Annotated in this window: 22 protein-coding genes; 13 read left to right on the top strand and 9 right to left on the bottom strand. The window is 69.0% G+C overall.

Translation table 11 applies throughout. The annotated features are described in order from the left end of the window. Positions 1–138: 138 nt before the first annotated feature. Complete coding sequence (locus FHS74_RS24035; protein WP_343067021.1) at positions 139–861, bottom strand: LuxR C-terminal-related transcriptional regulator; 723 nt, start codon at positions 859–861, stop codon at positions 139–141. Between the two features lie 618 nt (positions 862–1,479). Here FHS74_RS24035 and FHS74_RS24030 point away from each other — a divergent pair. Further along, positions 1,480–2,142, top strand: coding sequence for a LuxR C-terminal-related transcriptional regulator (locus tag FHS74_RS24030; protein ID WP_184806440.1), 663 nt, complete (start codon positions 1,480–1,482; stop codon positions 2,140–2,142). Positions 2,143–2,368: 226 nt separating this feature from the next. On the opposite strand, the gene FHS74_RS24025 is transcribed toward FHS74_RS24030, so the two are convergent. The 3 genes from FHS74_RS24025 to FHS74_RS24015 all read right to left on the bottom strand — a co-directional run bounded on the left by FHS74_RS24025 (position 2,369) and on the right by FHS74_RS24015 (position 5,258). Beyond that, entirely contained in the window at positions 2,369–3,442 is a 1,074-nt protein-coding gene (locus FHS74_RS24025; RefSeq protein ID WP_184806438.1) for an outer membrane beta-barrel protein, read from the bottom strand. A 328-nt stretch (positions 3,443–3,770) separates the two neighbouring features. Next, a complete protein-coding gene (locus FHS74_RS24020) occupies positions 3,771–4,040 on the bottom strand; it encodes a hypothetical protein (RefSeq protein WP_184806436.1) in 270 nt (89 codons plus the stop codon). A 501-nt stretch (positions 4,041–4,541) separates the two neighbouring features. Next, positions 4,542–5,258, bottom strand: coding sequence for a hypothetical protein (locus tag FHS74_RS24015; RefSeq protein ID WP_184806434.1), 717 nt, complete (start codon positions 5,256–5,258; stop codon positions 4,542–4,544). 268 nt (positions 5,259–5,526) lie between these two features. On the opposite strand from FHS74_RS24015, the gene FHS74_RS24010 reads away from it, so the two are divergent. Next, a complete protein-coding gene (locus tag FHS74_RS24010) occupies positions 5,527–6,459 on the top strand; it encodes an ROK family protein (RefSeq protein WP_184806432.1) in 933 nt (310 codons plus the stop codon). A 7-nt stretch (positions 6,460–6,466) separates the two neighbouring features. Here FHS74_RS24010 and FHS74_RS24005 read toward each other — a convergent pair whose 3' ends face one another. Beyond that, positions 6,467–6,841 (bottom strand): hypothetical protein, encoded by a 375-nt coding sequence (locus tag FHS74_RS24005; protein ID WP_184806430.1) that lies wholly within the window; start codon positions 6,839–6,841, stop codon positions 6,467–6,469. Between the two features lie 505 nt (positions 6,842–7,346). Here FHS74_RS24005 and FHS74_RS24000 point away from each other — a divergent pair. Continuing rightward, positions 7,347–8,507, top strand: coding sequence for a hypothetical protein (locus FHS74_RS24000; protein WP_184806428.1), 1,161 nt, complete (start codon positions 7,347–7,349; stop codon positions 8,505–8,507). 114 nt (positions 8,508–8,621) lie between these two features. Here FHS74_RS24000 and FHS74_RS23995 read toward each other — a convergent pair whose 3' ends face one another. The 4 genes from FHS74_RS23995 to FHS74_RS23980 all read right to left on the bottom strand — a co-directional run bounded on the left by FHS74_RS23995 (position 8,622) and on the right by FHS74_RS23980 (position 10,642). Beyond that, a complete protein-coding gene (locus FHS74_RS23995; protein ID WP_184806426.1) occupies positions 8,622–8,816 on the bottom strand; it encodes a hypothetical protein in 195 nt (64 codons plus the stop codon). A gap of 199 nt (positions 8,817–9,015) precedes the next feature. Next, positions 9,016–9,375, bottom strand: a complete 360-nt coding sequence (locus FHS74_RS23990) for an ArsC family reductase (RefSeq protein ID WP_184806424.1) — start codon at positions 9,373–9,375, stop codon at positions 9,016–9,018. A gap of 42 nt (positions 9,376–9,417) precedes the next feature. Beyond that, positions 9,418–9,819, bottom strand: coding sequence for a nuclear transport factor 2 family protein (locus tag FHS74_RS23985; RefSeq protein WP_184806422.1), 402 nt, complete (start codon positions 9,817–9,819; stop codon positions 9,418–9,420). Between the two features lie 34 nt (positions 9,820–9,853). Continuing rightward, on the bottom strand, positions 9,854–10,642 hold the full coding sequence (locus FHS74_RS23980) for a LytTR family transcriptional regulator DNA-binding domain-containing protein (protein ID WP_184806420.1): 789 nt from the start codon (positions 10,640–10,642) through the stop codon (positions 9,854–9,856). A 227-nt stretch (positions 10,643–10,869) separates the two neighbouring features. On the opposite strand from FHS74_RS23980, the gene FHS74_RS23975 reads away from it, so the two are divergent. The 10 genes from FHS74_RS23975 to FHS74_RS23930 all read left to right on the top strand — a co-directional run bounded on the left by FHS74_RS23975 (position 10,870) and on the right by FHS74_RS23930 (position 18,703). Further along, entirely contained in the window at positions 10,870–11,886 is a 1,017-nt protein-coding gene (locus FHS74_RS23975; RefSeq protein WP_184806418.1) for an alpha/beta hydrolase family protein, read from the top strand. 155 nt (positions 11,887–12,041) lie between these two features. Further along, on the top strand, positions 12,042–13,496 hold the full coding sequence (gene atpD / locus FHS74_RS23970) for a F0F1 ATP synthase subunit beta (RefSeq protein ID WP_184806415.1): 1,455 nt from the start codon (positions 12,042–12,044) through the stop codon (positions 13,494–13,496). Beyond that, complete coding sequence (locus tag FHS74_RS23965; protein ID WP_184806412.1) at positions 13,493–13,915, top strand: F0F1 ATP synthase subunit epsilon; 423 nt, start codon at positions 13,493–13,495, stop codon at positions 13,913–13,915. Before atpD ends, FHS74_RS23965 begins: the two co-directional genes overlap by 4 nt. Continuing rightward, a complete protein-coding gene (locus FHS74_RS23960) occupies positions 13,912–14,217 on the top strand; it encodes an AtpZ/AtpI family protein (protein WP_184806409.1) in 306 nt (101 codons plus the stop codon). The genes FHS74_RS23965 and FHS74_RS23960 overlap by 4 nt, the downstream gene beginning before the upstream one ends. Then, positions 14,217–14,540, top strand: coding sequence for an N-ATPase subunit AtpR (locus FHS74_RS23955; protein ID WP_184806406.1), 324 nt, complete (start codon positions 14,217–14,219; stop codon positions 14,538–14,540). The genes FHS74_RS23960 and FHS74_RS23955 overlap by 1 nt, the downstream gene beginning before the upstream one ends. Then, on the top strand, positions 14,537–15,235 hold the full coding sequence (locus FHS74_RS23950; RefSeq protein ID WP_184806403.1) for a F0F1 ATP synthase subunit A: 699 nt from the start codon (positions 14,537–14,539) through the stop codon (positions 15,233–15,235). The genes FHS74_RS23955 and FHS74_RS23950 overlap by 4 nt, the downstream gene beginning before the upstream one ends. Beyond that, positions 15,232–15,477, top strand: a complete 246-nt coding sequence (locus FHS74_RS23945) for a F0F1 ATP synthase subunit C (protein ID WP_184806400.1) — start codon at positions 15,232–15,234, stop codon at positions 15,475–15,477. Before FHS74_RS23950 ends, FHS74_RS23945 begins: the two co-directional genes overlap by 4 nt. Before the next feature lie 4 nt (positions 15,478–15,481). After that, on the top strand, positions 15,482–16,222 hold the full coding sequence (locus FHS74_RS23940) for a F0F1 ATP synthase subunit B (RefSeq protein ID WP_184806397.1): 741 nt from the start codon (positions 15,482–15,484) through the stop codon (positions 16,220–16,222). Continuing rightward, on the top strand, positions 16,206–17,825 hold the full coding sequence (locus FHS74_RS23935) for a F0F1 ATP synthase subunit alpha (RefSeq protein ID WP_246463329.1): 1,620 nt from the start codon (positions 16,206–16,208) through the stop codon (positions 17,823–17,825). Before FHS74_RS23940 ends, FHS74_RS23935 begins: the two co-directional genes overlap by 17 nt. Next, positions 17,822–18,703: a F0F1 ATP synthase subunit gamma gene (locus FHS74_RS23930; RefSeq protein WP_184806394.1), complete on the top strand. Its 882-nt coding sequence runs from the start codon at positions 17,822–17,824 to the stop codon at positions 18,701–18,703. The genes FHS74_RS23935 and FHS74_RS23930 overlap by 4 nt, the downstream gene beginning before the upstream one ends. Positions 18,704–18,715 lie beyond the last annotated feature (12 nt).

Genomic DNA, 18,715 nt, shown 5'->3' with positions numbered 1-18,715 from the left:
GTCAAACGCCAAGCGTCGCCATCTGGCGGCGCAGGATCCCGGGGCACCGGGCGTGCCCAAAAACGGCAACAGGGGCCCAAAGGGCCCCTGCGCTGTATCCTAATTCCCCAATCCCGTGAGGGACAACGCGGCCGCCGCTTAGTTGGTCAGCGTACCGGCCATGAAAGCCATGGTGCCGAAGCCGCTGCGGGCGGCGGCAACGGCCACCTGCGTGCGGTTCTTCGCGCCCAGTTTCTGCATCACGGCCCGGACATGGACCTTGACCGTGCCTTCCAGCACGCCCAGTTCGCGGGCGATTTCCTTGTTGGAGCAGCCGGCCAGGATCAGGCGGAAAATGTCCTGCTGCCGTTCCGTCAGGCGATCCGCCAGACCCGCCTCCCGGCTAGCCGGGACCTGGCCCATGGCCGGACCGGAAGCGCCACGGACACCCGCCAGGGCGGCGGTCAGCGCCTGACGCGGCATGGCCACGTAATTCTCACCCGACAGGATCAGCGTCAAGGTGCGCTCCAGCACCTCCGTCGGGCCGGTCTTCAGCACATAGGCACGCGCACCGGCCCGGATGGCGGAAATAACCTCATCTCCATCCTGGACCGCGGACACGACCACCACGGGCACGGCACCCAAGGCGGAGGTCAACTGGGCAATGGCCTCCACCCGGCTGCCGGAAAGGCTGTCCAGATCCAGCAGGACGAGGTCTATCCCTGGAGCGGACATGGCCTGCCCCAGCGCCTCTTCCACGGAACCTGCCTCCAAAGCCGACGCACCCGGGAACTGGGTGGTCAGCATCAGGGCGGCGCCGCGGCGCACGAGCGCCTGGCCATCCACGACAAGAAACGTACGATGGCGGGGCGAAGCGCCCACACCGGCAATTCCGTTTTCCAAACCATCCTCGGCTAGACTGCTGACAGTCCCGGGAAAACGCGCGGTCATGCTCATCATCTGAAACCCCACGTTTGAGTCCGGCCACTTCCGGCCCAGGCCATCCAAAACGCTTCATCCGGCATCGGGCCAGTGACGGCCCTCTACTGATCGCCATCCGGTTCCAGTGCCTTTGGCCGCTGGCCCCGACTTTCACGATGAACGCGTGACCCCGACTGGCTTAGCGACATCTCCGCCATTCTAGTCATGAGAACACGGCCAAAATGGGGCACGCCTAACCATTTTCCCCCAGGAACCCCATTTCCGCCGTGGTAACCCCACCAGCGGCTGATAATTTCCCCAGGTGGCCAAACGATCCACCTCACGATGTGACAGACTGTGACCCGTTTTCAGACATGCCGCAACAGAAACATAGCGTTCCGGGTCACTTTCCCATAGGATTGTCGCAATAGAACTGGCGATCTATTACCTGCCTCTAGGGCGAATAAGCCGTTAACAGGTTAGCGTCGACATTTCATGAGTATCCGCGACAATGTTAGTAAAATTTTTAATAAACAGTCTCCGGTGGGGGAGACCACAATCACGGTGGGGAAAATGGCAATGACGGGCCGCAGCGTTCTTCTGATCGACCAGGATCAGTTGTTCGGGGCGGCGCTGGGTACATTGCTGGGGGAAGATGCCTTCCAGCTGTTACCGCCCTTACCCTCGGTGGAGGAGGCCCTGAAGGTGCTGCGGGACATCCCGGCACCTGATTTGGTCATGGTCGATCCTTGGGGCATAGACCCGCCCAGAGTGGCCAGCGAACTGCGGCGGCTGCGCGCGGCGGCCCCCCAGGCCAAGATCGCGGTGCTGACCTCCGACACCAGCGACTCGGTCCTGAAGGCCAGCCTGTTCGCCGGCATGGACGGCCACCTGTCCAAATCCTCCGGGGTCGCCACCCTGCGCGACGCGCTGGAACTGATCCTGGCCGGCGACGCCGTGTTCCCGCCCCGGGCCGCCGCGCTGGTGGCGCAGGCGCAGCAGCCGCAAGGCCCCTCGCCCGCCGACCTGGTGGCGGCGACCGCCGACCTGTCGCGGCGCGAGATCCAGATCCTGGGCTGTCTGCTGGCCGGCCAATCCAACAAATCCATCGCCCGCCGGTTGGAAATCACCGAGTCCACGGTGAAGATGCACTTCAAGAACGTCATGCGCAAAATCGGCGCGCAGAACCGCACCCAGGCGGCCGTCTGGGCGATCCAGCGCGGTATCGGCCCGCTGACCTGACCGACCGGCCTTTCGCGCCCCCTCACCATCGCGGGAGGGGGATGGCGCGGGGTGGATGCGGCAAAGATACGAAAGGGGCGCCGCCCGGCCGGGTGGCGCCCCTTTCCTATTGTCCACCATCCGCAGACCCGCCGGAAGGCGGATCCGGCATGGCGCCCACATCATCGGGCCGATGAACCGGACCAGGGGGATCGCCCCGGGCCCGGCCACCGGTCCCCTGATCAGATCAGGGGAAAATGATGACGGCGCGACGGTTGGACGGCTCACGCACGCCGTCCGCGGTCGGGACCAGCGGATCGGACTCGCCCTTGCCGTCGGTGGCGATGGAGGCCGCGACGCCCTTGGACGTCAGGTAGACCTTCACAGCCTCGGCGCGGCGCATCGAGAGCTTCAGGTTGTAGGCGTCCGTGCCGGAGCGGTCGGTGTAGCCCGTCACGTTGATCTTCGTGATGTGGCCGGTACCGGCGTCCTTGGCGGCGTTGTCCAACACCGTCTTGGCGTCAGCCGACAGATCCGTCTTGTCCCAGTCGAAGAACACCGTGAAGTTCCGCGAAATGGACGGAGCCGGCGGCGGGGGCGGGGGCGGGGGGGGCGGCGGGGGCGGGGGAGCCGGCGGAGCCACGGCCGGGGCCGGCTTCGGGGCCTCCTGCGGCGCACCGAAGGTGTAGCGCAGGCCGACCAGGACCGAGTGGCTCTGATAGGCGGCCTTGAACTTCGGCGCGTTCGACGGCTCGTACGTCGTCTCCGGCGTCCCCATGAAGCGGTAGCCCAGGGTGAAGTCCAGGTTCGGGCTCAGCGCGTAGGCCACGCCAGCCGACAGCTGGTAGGTGAAGGCGGTGGTGGAGGTTTCCACCACGTTGCCCGGGGTGAACACGTCACCCACGCCATCGAACTTGTACCGGCCGAAACCGACACCGACGCCGACATACGGGCGCAGCGGGCTGTCGACCTTGAAGTCGTAGTAGGTGTTGGCCATGAACGTGAAGGCCGTCACCTCACCGGCACCGCCGGCACGGCCGGGGCCGCCACCGGTGATGTCGCCGACGGTGCTGCCACCGTAGCCGATCTCGGCGCCCACGCGGACGCCATTGCCGAACTTGTAACCACCCTCGACCAGACCGGTCGGGGACGTGGTGAAGTCGGCCTTGTCGGTGTAGGTGGAACCCTTCAGGTCGGTCTTGTTGGCCCAGTTCGCACCGGCCTGCGCACCAACATAGTAGCCCTCGTCAACCTGGGCCAGCGCGGTGGCCGGCAGGCCGAGCGCGAACACCGCGCACAGTAATGAATGACGGAGTTTCATTCGTCGTTTCTCCTCCTTCTGGCCGAGGGGGTTTCTCCCCGAAAGGAACCCTCGGTTGAATTTAAGACTACCCTTTGCGCCAGGACGTGGCGCTATTGCTTGTCCCGCCTGACGGCAGGGTTAGACAACGTCCTGAGTTAATTCAATCCTTCAACACCGAACGGGGAGCAACCCAGCCTTGTGAGCTACGCCGTTCGGCCGTCAGGACATGCCGTTGATCCGATGGAATTGAGGTTAAACTGAGGCATGGATTTTCAAGGGTTGCAAGTTCGGAAAGTACCTACCGCCCCATCCGCATACCGCTTATTGCACAGTCCTAGGGCTTTAGTTAGCCCTGCTGCGCCAAGCGGCCGTAAAAAACCATTTCCGCCGCGGCGCGGGCGGCCGCCATGTCCACGAAGACTTGCCCATCCAGGCTTTGGGCCCGCATGTCCACGGCGTGGAACGCCATGCCCTCGGGATGAGCCGTCACCAGGCCCACCGCCTCCTCGTCGATTTCAATGACATACCCGGCGGGATCGGGCAGGGCCGAGGCCGGCCGCCGCGCGGGGGAGCCAAGGCGATCGCCGGCATGAAATTCAATAGGCCGTTGGCCCATAGCCGAAATATCCGCGGCTCCGGTCAGGGCTATTCTATTGGGCATAACCCGCTCTCCTTTAATCGGGCGCGCCCCCAGGGGCAGGTGCCGATTTGCCGGCGGATTAAACAATCCCGAGCTTTACGATTTCTAGCACGCTAATGGGCATAGGGTTATTTTGCCCCCCGCGCCTTCGTCATCCCCCGGGCGGCATATACGCCTGCCCCACGCCCCTTTGGACAGGGGGCCGGTATCACCTGCGGCGAATGACATGTGAAGGCCCGGCCCCAGCGACATTTGGCCGCGACGATGCGAAGCCGCGACCTCGGGGTCTTCCGCCTGTCACGGGATCGCCGGAAAAAATCTCGGCTTTTGTTTCGTGGTGATCTGAACCGATCGCACCCTATAGCCGGCTGTGGTTCCGATTAAACACAGCCGGCTATAGGGGAGTCTGTCCGCCAGCATAGAGTCGACAGGCCTCTCCAGGCCGGGCCATGTATGGCCCGATCTGAAGGAAACTGCTTAGTGCGTGGCGCCGCTGGCGGCGCCCGCCGTCTCCTTGGAAGCCGCGGCGGTGGGGGCGACGACCGGCGCCGGGGCCGCCCCCGGGCCGCTGATGCGGTCCGTGGCGGTGGCGGCGGCCATGACCGGCATCGGCAAATCGCAGCGCGGCAGTTCGGACACGCGGATCACCGCGTCGTTGCTGATGGCCTTCACCACGTCGGGGTCGCTCATCAGTTCCGCCTGCGCCAGGCTGGCCGCGTGCTGGGCGCAATAGACGTCGGTGGAAACGGCGGCGATGTGCTGCGACATCTCATTGGCCAGATGGGTGCGCAGCGTGTCCAGCGCGCGGTTGGGGTTGCCCTTGGCCGTCTTGCGGTAATGGGCGATCAGCGCGTCTTCCCAGGCGATGATCTGCGTGCGGTGCGTCAGCGTGAACTTCTTGTAGCGCACATACAGGCCTTCGTAGTTGCCGCCCAGCTGCTGGCAGGTCAGGCCGATGACCATGAGGCGGGTGTGGAAGCGGATCGCCTGCTCGGCGTCGAACTCCGCCGGGGAATAGCAGGGGCCGGCCACCTTGGGCGCCTTCGACGCCTTGGTTTCAGGGGCGGCCTTCTTGGACGCGGCCGCCTTTTTCGCGGGTGTCGCCTTGTCGGCGGCGAAAGCGGGGGCGCCCACGGCCGCGACAGCCAGGGCAAGGGTCAGAAGCGGGGCGACGAGCAAACGGGCACGCGTCATGGCGCGGGGTTCCATCTTCATTGGAAGGACGGTCAGCATCGTGGCGGCGGCGCGGCACATCCCCATGAAGACATCCCCCGCCCCGCAAGGGCCGGAGGAACGCCCGCGATCAGGCCCCCGCATCCACCACATCTTGTACTTTTAGACCGGGGCGGCCACCATGAGCAAGAGTCGGGGCGCGATCTAGCCCATAAGGGCGAGTCGCGGCCGGCGGCCGGCGGGCCCGCGAAAGGGATACCGGCCCCAGGAGGGGGCGAAAGGGGTGGACATGGCCCGCATCGGCATCGACCTGGGCGGCACGAAGATCGAGGGACTGGTCCTGGGCGCGGACGGCGCCGAACTGGCCCGCCGCCGCATTCCCGCCCCGCGCGACGATTACCACGCCACCCTGGCCGCCGTCGCCGGACTGGTGAGCTGGCTCGACAACGCCGTGGGCGGCGCCGGAACGGCCAGCGTCGGCGTCGGCATCCCCGGTGTCGTCTCCCCGGTCACCGGGCTGGTGAAGAACGCCAACTCCACCTGGCTGATCGGGCATCCGCTGGACCGGGATCTGGCGGACGCGGTGGGCCGTCCCGTCCGGCTGGAGAACGACGCCAACTGCCTGGCCCTGTCGGAGGCCGCCGATGGTGCGGGCGCCGGCTGCCACACCGTCTTCGCCGCCATCCTGGGCACGGGCTGTGGCGGCGGCCTGGTCATCGACGGCCGCATCGTCACCGGCCGCCACGCCGCGGCCGGGGAATGGGGTCACAGCCCCCTGCCCTGGCCGCACGGCCCCGGCCCGATGATGCCGCAGGACGAACGGCCGGGCCCCGCCTGCTATTGCGGACGGCAGGGTTGCCTGGAAACCTGGGCCTCGGGGCCGGGCCTGGCGGACGATCATCGCCGCGCGACGGGACAGCGATTGACGGCGGTGGAGGTCGCCGCCTTGGCCGCGACCGGCGACGGCCCCGCGCAAGCCACCCTGGACCGGCATGTCGACCGGTTGGCGCGGGGCCTCGCCGGCGTGGTCAACCTGCTGGACCCGGACGTCATCGTGCTGGGCGGCGGCCTGTCCAATATGGCGCATCTCTATGACACGCTTCCCCGACGCCTGGCCGAGTGGTGTTTTTCCCCGGACGTGACCACGCCCATCCGGCCCGCCCGCCATGGTGATTCGAGCGGCGTGCGCGGGGCCGCCTGGCTCTGGCCGTCGCCCCCCTGAAGAACGATCACGCCTGCCGGCGGGCCCACACCAAGGTGCCCGCCGCCGCCAGGAACAGCAGCACGGCCCCGATCGCCGCCCACAACGCCGGGGACAGCAGGATCAGCGCCGCGCCGGCGATGACCAGGCCGGCCGCCGCCATGTGCAGGCGGGCCTTGGGTGTGAAGGGCGCCGATGCCGGCGCGCGGGCCGGCAGGCGCGCAGGGGCGCCCTTGCCGCGCTGGCGGATGGGGGCGGCCGTCCCGACGCGACGGACAGCGGCGGGGCGGGGCGGGGCTGTGAGGGTCGCTTGGCCATGCCCACGGCATACCAGCGGTTCCCGGCCCCCATAAGGGGCACCCGGCGCTGGAGTCGGGCACGCCCGCCACCCGAAGGAAACCACCGGCCTTTCCCCCCGGGCAAACGCCCCGCCAGGCTCCCCAGCGGCGGCCCCCACGCCCCTATCGGGCGAGTCGGGGAAGGGCTTTTTAAAAAATAGTGGCGGCGATGGAATCAGCGCTTGCAGTCCCGGGATTTTCTTTTAAATAAAGGTCTGGACTTGGGTGTCAACGGCCAGCCCCGGCGGACATTCGCGACGGCGACCCGGCACTTCAGTTCAAACGGATTTTCATAAATCTCACGCCACCGTCCTACGGGCGGCAGTCTGTTTGGTGTGGCGTACGTATTCTTGGTCTTTATATTATAAAGATACCTGAATACTGCGGGATTTTGAATATCGCCTATTAAAGATGTGGCCCGGTCGCCGTATAGGCGGCGGCGACATCGGGAACGTCGCTTCAGCGGGTTTCAACCCGTGAGGGCTGGCGGGCCTTCCATACACCCGTCCGTGACCGCCGGGTCAGCCCCCGTCGTTCGGCTGCCGGCCCTTTGAATGATGTGTGACAGACATGACCCAAGAGCCCCTGTGGCAGCCTAGCGACATTCAGACCCTGGACGGCGTCGAGAAGGAAGCCGACGGCGACGCCCCGAAGCGGCGGGGCCGCATTCCCCAGTCGGCCTGGCCGTCCATTCTGGAGCGCTATCGCGCCGGCGCCACCCTGTCGGCCATCGCCCGGGAGTTCGATTGCACGCCCAGCGCCATCTCCTACATCGTGCGCAAGGCCGAAACTGCGGCCCCGGCGGCCGAAGGTGGCGAGGCCCCCGCTCCGGCGGCCGAAGGCGCCGTGGCGCCCAAGGCGGCCAGGGCCCCCAAGGCGGACATCCCGCAGCCCAGCCCGGCCCTGCCACTGGAACAGCCGGTGGAGCAGCCCGCCGTGGCCGAGACGCCGGCCCCCGCCCCGGCTTCAGCACCCGCCCCGGCTCCGGTGGCCTCGGTCCAGGCGGCCCCGGTGCCGATGGCCATGGAAGCGGCCCAGCCCAGCCCGCAACCGGCGAGCCCGCAGCCAGCGCCCGTCCAACAGGCCCGCCACCCGCGTGGCGGTGATCGTCCCGCCCGGGGCGACCGGCCGCAGCGCGGCCAGGATGGCCGTGAAGGCCGCCAGGAGCGGGGGGAGCACCGCGCCGAGGGCGAGCAGCCCCGCAGTGACCGCTTTGGCGACCGCCCGGTCGGTGACCGGCCGCAGCGCGGCGAGCGTCGCACCCTGACCGGTGCCGCAGTGGCCAACGCCGCCCAGGAACGCAGCCAGCCGCCGGCTGTCAGCCAGGGGCAGCGCCCCTATGGCGACCGTCAGGCCCCGGCGCCCCGTGCCCCCTATGGTCAGGCCGAATCGGAAAGCATGGATCAGATGCTGGACCGCCCCTTCGGCGATCGGCCCGTGGGTACCGAGTATCCCTACCGCCAGCAGCAGCGCAACGCCGCCCGCATGGAGGCGGCGGAGACCCCGACGGAACCGGCGGACCAGCGCATGACCGTCGCCGCCCAGCGCAGCGCCGAGGCCTATACCGCCTGGAAGGCCAACCCCGAGGGCGGCATGCAGGGCCTGACCGACGCGCTGCATGAACTGCGCAAGGTCATCGCCCGCATGGAGATCGAGATGTCCGCCAGCCGCAAGGAAGAGAACGCGGCCCGCCCCATCCCCATCCCCTTCCACCGGGCCCAGCGCCGCTGAAGCGGAAGAGCGTAAAGCTCCTCCAAATAAAAGCGCTCAATACAAAACAACCCGCCGGTTCATTACCGGCGGGTTGTTTGCATTTGGGGAAATGATTGCGCAAGACGGAGGGCGTCAGTTGCCCATGGCGGCGCCCAGGATAAGCACGGCGCCGTAAAGGGTGGCGAACAAGCTGGCCAACGCCACAAAATCACGCAGCAGGCGGCCGCCATTGGCGCCGGCCCGGTTCAGCGCGCGACGGCGCAGCAAGGAGGATTGTGGAGCGAAGCCGACACCATGCATCGTGTCGTGGACTGCAATGTACGCCATTCACCCCTCCACCCGCTGTCTGTTCCGGGGCCGGCGCTTCTGTCGCCCGGCCGTTCATGACCCTAGAGTTGCCAGAACGTTCCCGGAACTTCAAGCGCAAATGTTCTCCTCATGTTCCTTTTTTCAGCGCTCGATGGGAACCCGCCACCCCTGGGGGGTGGGCCCCGCCCAGAGGCCCCAGGGGTGGAATCGGCGGGGCTCAGCGCCCCAGGGCGGCGAACGCCTCGTCATAGCGTTCCGGCTTGAATCCGGCGATGAACCGCCCCCCCAGGTCCAGAATCGGGCGTTTGATCATGGAGGGCTGCGCCGCCATCAGGGCCACCGCCTTGGGCGCGTCCAGGTTCTGCTTGTCGGCGTCAGGCAAGGCGCGAAACGTGGTGCCGGCGCGATTCAACACCGTTTCCCACCCCAGCGCGTCGCACCACGCCTCCAGCCGGGGCCGGTCGATGCCCACGGCCTTGTAGTCGTGGAAGGCATGGTCGACACCACGCGCCTCCAGCCACGCCCGGGCCTTCTTCATGGTGTCGCAGTTCTTGATGCCATAGATGGTGACGGCCACGGCGGGAACCCTTTCGGTAAAGATGTGCTGAAACGCGGCCCTTTATTCCAGAGCGGGTGCCGGCGGGTCCAGCACCGGTGTGCTCAGGGTGAACCAGGCGCGGCTGATGCGCCCCGCCACCACCTCGTAAATACCGATGACCTCAACCGTTCCCGGGCCGTCGGCGAAGGTGCGGGTCACGACCTCATGGTCCACCACCGTGGCGCCCACGGCCATGCGGTGCACCAGACGGCCGTGGAGGTTGGGTTCCTGGAACCGGACGATATGACGGGCGCGGATCTCCGCCGCCCCGCTGGCCAGCAGGGTATCGGGGTGCTGGTAGACGCGCGCGTCCTCCGCCCAATAGGCCATGAAGGCGTCGACGTCCTTGGCGTTGTAGGCGCGCAGCTGGCCGTCCACCACTTGCGCGGGCGTCAACGGGTCGGGGGTCAGGGTGGCGACCATTGGATTTGTCCTCGAAAAATTGATCCTTGGGCCCTCAATCCACCCCAACCAGCCAACCCGCCGCGCGTACGGCGGCGACGTTGGCCCGCGCCACCGGCGCCTCCAACCCCGTGGTGAGGCGTAGGCGGAGGTTGCGGCCATCGCGTACCGCCCCGGCCACGGCGGCCCGCGCCACCCACCAGGAGCGGTGCACCTTCAGCCCCGGCACCGCCCCCAGTTCGGCGATCGCCTGATGCAGGGGGGTCAACACCAGCGCCGAACCCACGAGGGTATGGGCGCGAACATAGTGATCCTCCATCTGCAGGGCGATCAGATCCCGGCCCAGGGCAGGCGGCAGACGGTCCAGGAAAGATCCCGAGGCCGGAGCTTTCAAGGGCTGTCCCGGATCAAGAACAAGAGCGGGTGGAACCGGCGCGCGGCGCAGGTAGCCACCCAGAACACCGTAGGCCAGGGCGCAGCACAGCGACATCAGCAGGGTCTGACCATACCACAAGGACCAGCCGATACGGGCGATGGGGCCAGGCCATAGCGCCAGGGCCACAACCCGGCAGACCACGGCCAGGGGCAGCGCCGACAGGGCGGACATCACCGTCACCAAGCCCAACGCGCGGGGCAGTGACCAGCCATTCGCGCGGGCCAAGGCCAGACGCAAGGTCACGCCCAACAGGCCCGTGCCCAACCACAGCGCGACCACCCAATAAGCCACCAGCACAGGCAGGGACTCATTGTAGAAGCTGCCGAAGGGCCCCACCAGCCCGAGGATCACGCCCGCCGCCGTGGCGGCGACAAAGGCGCGCGCCCAGGACCTGGAGTCCCCCAGCATGCTCTCCCTTGCCGCTATTCCATGCTTCAACCCGTCGCGCATGCCCGGCCCCATGCAACCGCCATATCCAGTGGCGCCTTCATACCATGGGCCGCGCCGGCGAACAGCCCGGCTACCCGTTCGCCCGGCACCGAACCCGTTCGCCCATTCACGCATTCCCCCCGGCTTTCCTCGACATCGCACGGCACAAAAGGACGTCCCAACCACCAGCGCCGGATCTGTTCCCGATGTTCAAACCCGCAGCAATCAAATCGACGTTTCCATCGTCCGCCGCCGCCCTGTTCGCCCTCGCCCTGTCCTGCCTGTCGTTGCTGCCCGCCCCCGCATCCGCCGCCGTTGGCTTCCGCTGGCTGTCCATGCCGGACGGCCAGGACGCCGCCGTGGAGGTGGCGATGTGGTACCCGACGGACGCTGCGGCCCAGCCCACCCAGGTGGGACCCCTGACCCGAACCGTGGCCCTGAACGCGCCGCTGAGAGGCGGACGTCTTCCCCTGATCGTCATCTCCCACGGCAACGGTGGCAACGCCGTTGGTCACGCCGACACGGCCGAAGCGCTGGCGGAGGCGGGGTTCGTGGTGGCGGCCCTGACCCACACCGGCGACAACGTGAAGGATCAGAGCCGCGCCGCCGATGTTGCCAACCGCCCGCGACAACTGAGCCTGCTGATCAGCTATATGATCGCCACCTGGGCCGACGCCGTCGATCCGGCCCGCATCGGCGCCTTCGGCTTTTCCGCCGGCGGTTACACCGTGCTGGCGGCGGCCGGCGGCCGGCCGGACCTGAACCGCATCGGCCCACACTGCGCGGCCCATCCGGAATTCTACGATTGCCGCCTGATCGCCGCCCATCTGCCAGATGGCGGCTTGCCCCGCGCCATCGCCCCACCCCGCATCACCCCGGATGCCCGCATCCGCGCCATCGTCGCCGCCGCGCCCGCCTTGGGCTTCGCGTTCGCCGATGACGGCCTGGCGGCGGTGCGGGTGCCGGTGCAGCTGTGGCGGGCGGAGGATGACGAGATCCTGCCCCATCCCTACTATGCCGAAGCCGTGCGCCTGGCCTTGCCCCAGCCGCCGGAAACCCATGTGGTGCCGCACGCCCGCCACTTCGACTTCCTGGTCCCCTGCTCCGCCATTCTGGAGAAGACGGCACCCCAGATCTGCCAAAGCGAAGAGGGCTTCGACCGCTCCACCTTCCACCAGCGGTTCGATGCCGAAATCGTGGCCTTCTTCCGAAAGACGCTGTGAAAGGGGGAGCGCCAGGCCCGCGATACGCCGGCCGGCAATCCATTCACCCGACCGATTGGTTCTCCTTGATCAATATCAATGCGTCCCGTCCCGTCCAGGGCCAACGATGACGGCATCGGGCACCGTCGGGGCGCCCGCCGGCAATGGATGAGGCCATGCGGGACGCAGACGCCGTAGGCGAGACGGGCGCGCGCGAGGTGGCGGCGGGCAAGGTCGTCGCGGTGCGGGGGGCGGTGGTGGACGTGGCCTTTCCGGAAGCGCATCTGCCCCCCTTGAACACCGCCCTGACCGTGGCCTGGGATCGGCCGGAAGCGCTGACCCTGGAGGTGCACAGCCACCTGGATGACGGCACGGTGCGCGCCATCGCCCTGCAGGCCACCGGCGGCTTGGCCCGGGGCGTGGCGGTGGTCGATACCGGCGCGCCCGTCCAGGTTCCGGTGGGCGACCCCGTCCTGGGTCGCCTGCTGGATGTGGTGGGGGACGTGCGCGACAACGGCCCGCCACTGCCGGCCGGCACCGTCCGGCGCGGCATCCACAACGCGCCGCCGCCCTTGTCCCAGACCCTGGCCGCTGATGCCATGTTCGAAACCGGCATCAAGGTCATCGACCTGCTGTCCCCCCTGGCCCGGGGCGGCAAAGCCGCCATGTTTGGCGGTGCCGGCGTGGGCAAGACCGTGCTGGTCATGGAACTGATCCAGGCCATGGTGCAGAAATACCAGGGCATTTCCGTCTTCGCCGGCGTGGGCGAACGCTCCCGCGAAGGCCACGAGCTGTGGACGGAGATGCGGGCCTCCGGCGTGCTGGAACGCACCGTGCTGGTCTATGGCCAGATGAATGAACCACCCGGCGCACGCTGGCGCGTGCCGCTGACCGCCCTGACCATGGCGGAACACTTCCGCGACCAGCAACACCGCAACGTCCTGTTGCTGATGGACAACATCTTCCGCTTTGTCCAGGCGGGGGCGGAGCTGTCCAGCCTGCTGGGCCGCCTGCCCTCCCGCGTCGGCTATCAGCCCACGCTGGCGACGGAAGTGGCCGGCCTGCAGGAACGCATCGCCTCCGTGGCGGGCGCGTCGGTGACCGCCATCCAGGCCGTCTACGTCCCGGCCGACGACTTCACCGACCCCGCCGTCACCGCCGTTTCCAGCCACACCGACAGCGTCATCATGCTGTCGCGGTCCCTGGCGGCGCAGGGCTTCTACCCCGCCATCGACCCGCTGTCCTCCTCCTCCGTGTTGCTGGACCCGCTGGTGGTGGGCGAGGCGCACTACCGCATCGCCGAACGGGCGCGGGAAACACTGGCCCGGTTCAAGGAACTGGAGGACATCATCGCCCTGCTGGGCGTCGAGGAGCTGGGCAGCGCCGATCGCCTGGTCGTGGCCCGGGCCCGGCGGCTGCAGCGCTTCCTCGCCCAGCCCTTCATGGTGACGGAGGCCTTCACCGGCACGCCGGGCCGGACCGTGCCGCTGGCCGAGACGCTGGCCGGCTGCCGCGCCATCCTGGATGGCGAGACCGACGACTGGGCGGAAAGCTCGCTTTACATGGTGGGCACCCTGGAAGAGGCGCGCGGCAAGGAGACCGCCGCCCGCGGCACGGCGGTGGCGGCATGAACCTGCGCATCGTCACGCCGCTGTCTACGATCGTTGAGGAGGATGACGTCCGCGCGCTGCGGGCGGAGGACGCCAGCGGCGGCTTCGGCATTCTGCCCGGCCATGCCGACCTGCTGACGCGGCTGGCGATTTCCATCGTGCAGTGGCGGCGCGCCGACGGCGGCCGCCGGTACTGCGCCGTCCGGGGCGGCGTGCTGACCGTCACCGGCGGCACCCAGGTCACCGTCGCGACGCGTGAGGCGATCGCGGGGGGCGACATCGAGACGCTGGACAAGACCGTGCTGGATCGCTTCCGGGTGGAACTTGACCAGGAACGCCTGGAAAGGACCGAAGACACCCGTCTGCAGCTGAACGCCATCCGGCAAATCATGCGCCACCTGCGTCCCGACCGGCGTCCGGGCGGGGGCGGCCTGTCATGACCCGCCCGCCGGCAGGACCGGATAGCCCGGATCAGTCGACCGACCCGCTGGTGTCGGCCGTCCGGCAACGCGGTGACCGGCACCGTCAGGCCCGCCTGCGGGGTGAACCCGGCGTGACTCGGCGGCTGGCCCAGATCGGCGTCCTGGGATGGATCATCGTCATGCCCATGCTGGCCGGCACCTTCCTGGGCCGCTGGCTGGACCGAACCCTCAACTCCGGACTGTTCTGGACAGCCCCGCTGCTGATGCTGGGGCTGGCGCTGGGATGCTGGTCCGCCTGGAAATGGATGGGACGCGCCTGATGCCCCGTTTCGACACGCTGCCGCCAGCGCTGGCCGGCCTGAGCCTGATCCTGCACCTGGCGCTGGGCTTCGGCCTGGGGTTGGCCTATTTCCGCGACCTGCGCCGGGGGGTGGACCGCCTGCTGGCGCCCGGGAACGACAGCCGTAGCCCGGCGGGCGCGGGGGTCGCGGCCCTGCTGTCGACGCTGGTCCGTTTCGGGCTGCTGGCCGGCGTCCTCACCCTGACCAGCCTGGAGGGCGCCCTGCCCTTGCTGCTGACGGCACTGGGCCTGATGGCGGCGCGGGCGGTGGCGACGCGGCGGATGCGGGCGACGGCGCCATGAACTCCCCCCTGGAAAGCACGGCCCTGTTCCACCTGGGTCCCGTGGCGGTGACGGCCGGCGTGGTGGTGACCTGGGTCATCATGGCCATCCTCACCCTGGGCGCCATCGCCGCCACCCGCCGCCTGTCGCTGACGCCGGGGCGGCTGCAATCCGTGCTGGAACTGGTGGTGGACGTCGTCGACAGCCAGATCCGCGACACCATGCGGGCGGAGCCCGGCCCCTTCCGCGCCTTCATCGGCACGCTGTTCCTGTTCATCCTGGTCGCCAACTGGTCATCCCTGGTGCCGGGGGTGGAACCGCCCACCGCGCATGTCGAGACGGATGCGGCGCTGGCCCTGCTGGTCTTCTTCGCCATCATTTATTTCGGCATCCAGGCCGGCGGCGTGCGCGGCTATCTCGCCACCTTCGCCGCGCCCAACGCGATCATGATCCCGCTGAACCTGGTGGAGAGTCTGACCCGCACCTTCTCCCTCATCGTGCGCCTGTTCGGCAACGTCATGAGCGGGGTCTTCGTCATCGGCATCGTCATGTCGCTGGCGGGACTGCTGGTTCCCATCCCCCTCATCGCCCTGGATCTGCTGACCGGCGCCGTCCAGGCCTACATCTTCGCCACGCTGGCCATGGTCTTCATCGCCGGCACCGCCGGCGAGGCGGGCGGCGAGGCGGCTTCGCCCACAGAAAGGACATCCCCATGAACTGGTTAGCCCTGGCCAGCATCATCTCCGCGGCCATCGCCGTCTCCTTCGGGGCCATCGGCCCGGCGCTGGCGGAGGGGCGGGCCGTGGCCGCCGCCATGGACGCCCTGGCCCGCCAGCCCGAGGCGTCCAACACCATCTCGCGCACCCTGTTCGTCGGTCTGGCGATGATAGAAACCATGGCCATCTACTGCCTGGTCATCGCGCTGCTGCTGTTGTTCGCCAACCCGCTGCTGAAGTGACGCCATGACCATCAACTGGTGGACGCTGGGCCTTCAGGCGGTCAACGTCCTGATCCTGATCTGGCTGCTGTCGCGGTTTTTCTGGCGTCCGATATCGGCCATCATCGACCAGCGCCGGACCGCGGCGGCCACGCTGCTGTCCGACGCCCAGGCCGCCCGCACCCAGGCCGCAGACGCCCTGGCAGACATCGAGCGCGTGCGCGCCGGGTTCGCGCAGGAACGCGCGGACATCCTGAAGGCCGCCCAGGAGGCGGCCGAGCAAGCCCGTGCCACGCTGCTGGCCCAGGCGGAAGCCGACGCGGAGGCGGTGCGCGCCGCCGCCCGCGACACCCTGGACCAGGAACGGCAGGCGGCGGCACGGACTTGGCGGGACCACGCCGGACGGCTGGCGGTGGACATCGCCGGCAAGCTGCTGGCGGGCATGGACGGGACGGGCATGGGGGACGCCTTCCTCACCCGTCTGGTGGGTGAGATCAGCGCCCTGCCGCCGGACGCGCGGGCGCAGGCGGCGAACGGCGCGGCCCTGACCGCCTGCACCGCCACCGCCCTTCCCACGGCGGAGCGGGAGCGCTATCGCCAGCGGATCGTCGAGGCCCTGGGCCGCCCCGCCACCATCGACTTCACGGTCGATCCCGCCCTGCTGGCGGGCCTGGAACTGCGCGGGCCCCACTTGGCCATAACCAATAGCTGGCGGGCGGACCTGGCCCGCATTCTCCAGGAAATCAGCCATGATGACCGCCCCTGAGGAGCACCCCGCCACCGGGTCCGCCGCCGACGCGGAAGCGGAAAGGGATGGCGCGGGCGGCGCCGGCGCCTGGCTTGACGCCGCCCGGTCACGCCTGGACGGGACGGTCCTGGGCCCCGCCACCGCCCAACTGGGGCGCGTGGAGGAGGTGGGCGACGGCATCGCCCTGCTGTCCGGACTGCCCGGCGTGCGTCTGGATGAATTGCTGCGTTTCGAGGGCGGCCAGTTCGGTTTCGCCCAGGTGCTGGACCGCGACCGCGTCGGCTGCGTGCTGCTGGACGCGGCGGACGGGGGACAAGGCGGGGTCGGGGCGGGCGACGCGGTGACGGGCACCGGCGATGTCGTCCGGGTGCCGGTCGGCCCCGGCCTGCTGGGCCGCATCGTCGATCCCCTGGGCCGGCCCCTGGATGGCCTGGGGCCCATCGTCGCCGAGGCGCTGGACACCATCGAGCGCCCCGCCCCGGCCATCGCTGACCGCGACCTGGTGACCCAGCCCGTGCAGACCGGCGTGATGGTGATCGACGCGCTGTTCGCCCTGGGACGCGGCCAGCGCGAGCTGATCGTGGGTGACCGCGCCATCGGCAAGACCGCCCTCGGCATCGACACCATCATCAACCAGCGCGACAGCGACATGATCTGCCTGTACGTCGCCATCGGGCAGAAGAACGCCAGCGTGCGCCGCGCCGTCGACGCCATCTTCCAACGCGGGGCGCGCGAGCGCTGCATCGTCGTCGTCGCCGAATCCGCCGGCGCGCCGGGCTTGCAGTGGATCGCCCCCTTCGCCGCCTTCACCATGGCGGAATACTTCCGCGACCGCGGCCGCCACGCCCTGATCGTCATCGACGATTTGAGCAAGCACGCCGCCAGCCACCGCGAAATCGCCCTGCTGACCCGGCAATCGCCCGGTCGCGAGGCCTATCCGGGCGACGTCTTCTATGTCCACGCCCGCCTGCTGGAGCGGGCGGCCAAACTGTCGGCGGAAAAGGGGGGCGGATCGCTAACGGCGCTGGCCATCGCCGAGACCGACGCCGGCAACCTCAGCGCCTACATCCCCACCAACCTCATCTCCATCACCGATGGCCAGATCGTGCTGGATGCCAAGCTGTTCCATGAGGGCCACAAGCCGGCGGTGGACGTGGGCACCAGCGTCAGCCGGGTGGGCGGCAAGACCCAGGCCCGGGCGTTGCGCGACGCGGCGGAATCCCTGCGCCTGGACTACGCCCAATTCCTGGAACTGGAGACCTTCACCCGCTTCGGCGGCATGCCGGATACGCGGGTGCGCGAACAGCTGACGCACGGCGCCCGCATCCGGGCCATCCTGGGCCAGCCCCTGCACGCCCCCTTGCGCCTGGCGGAGGAGGTGTCCCTGGTCCTGGCCCTGCAGACCGGCGTGCTGGACCCCTTGCCGGCGGAGGCCATCGCCGCCTTCCGCGCCGGCTTGCCGGCGGCGCTGGACAGCCAGGCGCCGGCCATCGTCCGCGCCCTGCAGAGCACGGGCAAACTGGACCCCGCCGACCGGGACGCCCTGCTGGACATCCTAATGCACCGTGCCAGGACGCTGACACCCGCCCCCGCACCGGCCGCGAAGGAGACGGCAGGGTGACCGACCGGCTGACGGACCTGAACGTCCGCGTCCAGGGCATCCGCCAACTGGGCGCCGTCGTGCGGGCCATGCGCGGCATGGCCGCCGCCCGGGCGCAGCAGGCGCGCGGGCAACTGGCCACCGTGGACCACTACGCCGCCGCCTTGGCAGCCGCCGCGGGGCAGGCGCTGGCCCTGACCGGCGAAGGGATGACCGGCGACGGCATGACCGGCCCATACGCCCCGACATCCCGGCGCGCGATGGTCATTTTTTGCGCCGAGCAGGGCTTCGCCGGGCCGTTCAGTGAACGCATCCTGGATGCCGCCCTGGACGCCACCAGTGCCGAGGCGGCGACCACGGACCTGTTCCTCGTCGGGACGCGTGGCCTGATGCTGGCACGGGAGCGTGGCCTGAAGGTGGCCTGGTCCCACGCCCTGCCGGCGCAACCGCAGGGCATCCCCAAGCTGGCGGACCGCATCTGCCAGGCCCTGTACGGCCAGCTGGCCACCGGCGACATCGGCAGCGCGCAGGCCATCCATGGCCAGACCCATCCGGGACAGCCCATGCGGGTGGAGCGGCTGCAGTTGTTTCCCCTGGACCCCGCCCCCTTTCCCCGGAAGCAGGGCGGCAGTCCGCCCTTGCTGAACCTGCCGGCCCGGACCCTGCTGGCGGAACTGACCGCCGACTATGTCCACGCCCAGCTCTGCCGCGCCGCCCTGCACGCCTTCGCCGCCGAGAACGAGGCGCGCATGGAGGCCATGGCCGCGGCCAGCAGCCAGATCGACCGTCAGCTGGATGGCCTGCAGGCGGCGCAACGCATCCTGCGCCAGGAGGAGATCACGGCGGAGATCATCGAACTGGCCGCCGGGGAGACCGCCGGCCGGGCCAGGCGCCGCTGACACCCCTCCCCC

It is taken from the genome of Nitrospirillum iridis, assembly GCF_014205765.1.
In the GTDB taxonomy this organism is placed as follows: Bacteria; Pseudomonadota; Alphaproteobacteria; order Azospirillales; family Azospirillaceae; genus Nitrospirillum; species Nitrospirillum iridis.
Note: the sequence above shows the minus strand (reverse complement) of the source record. Positions and strands in the feature narration are given on the sequence as shown.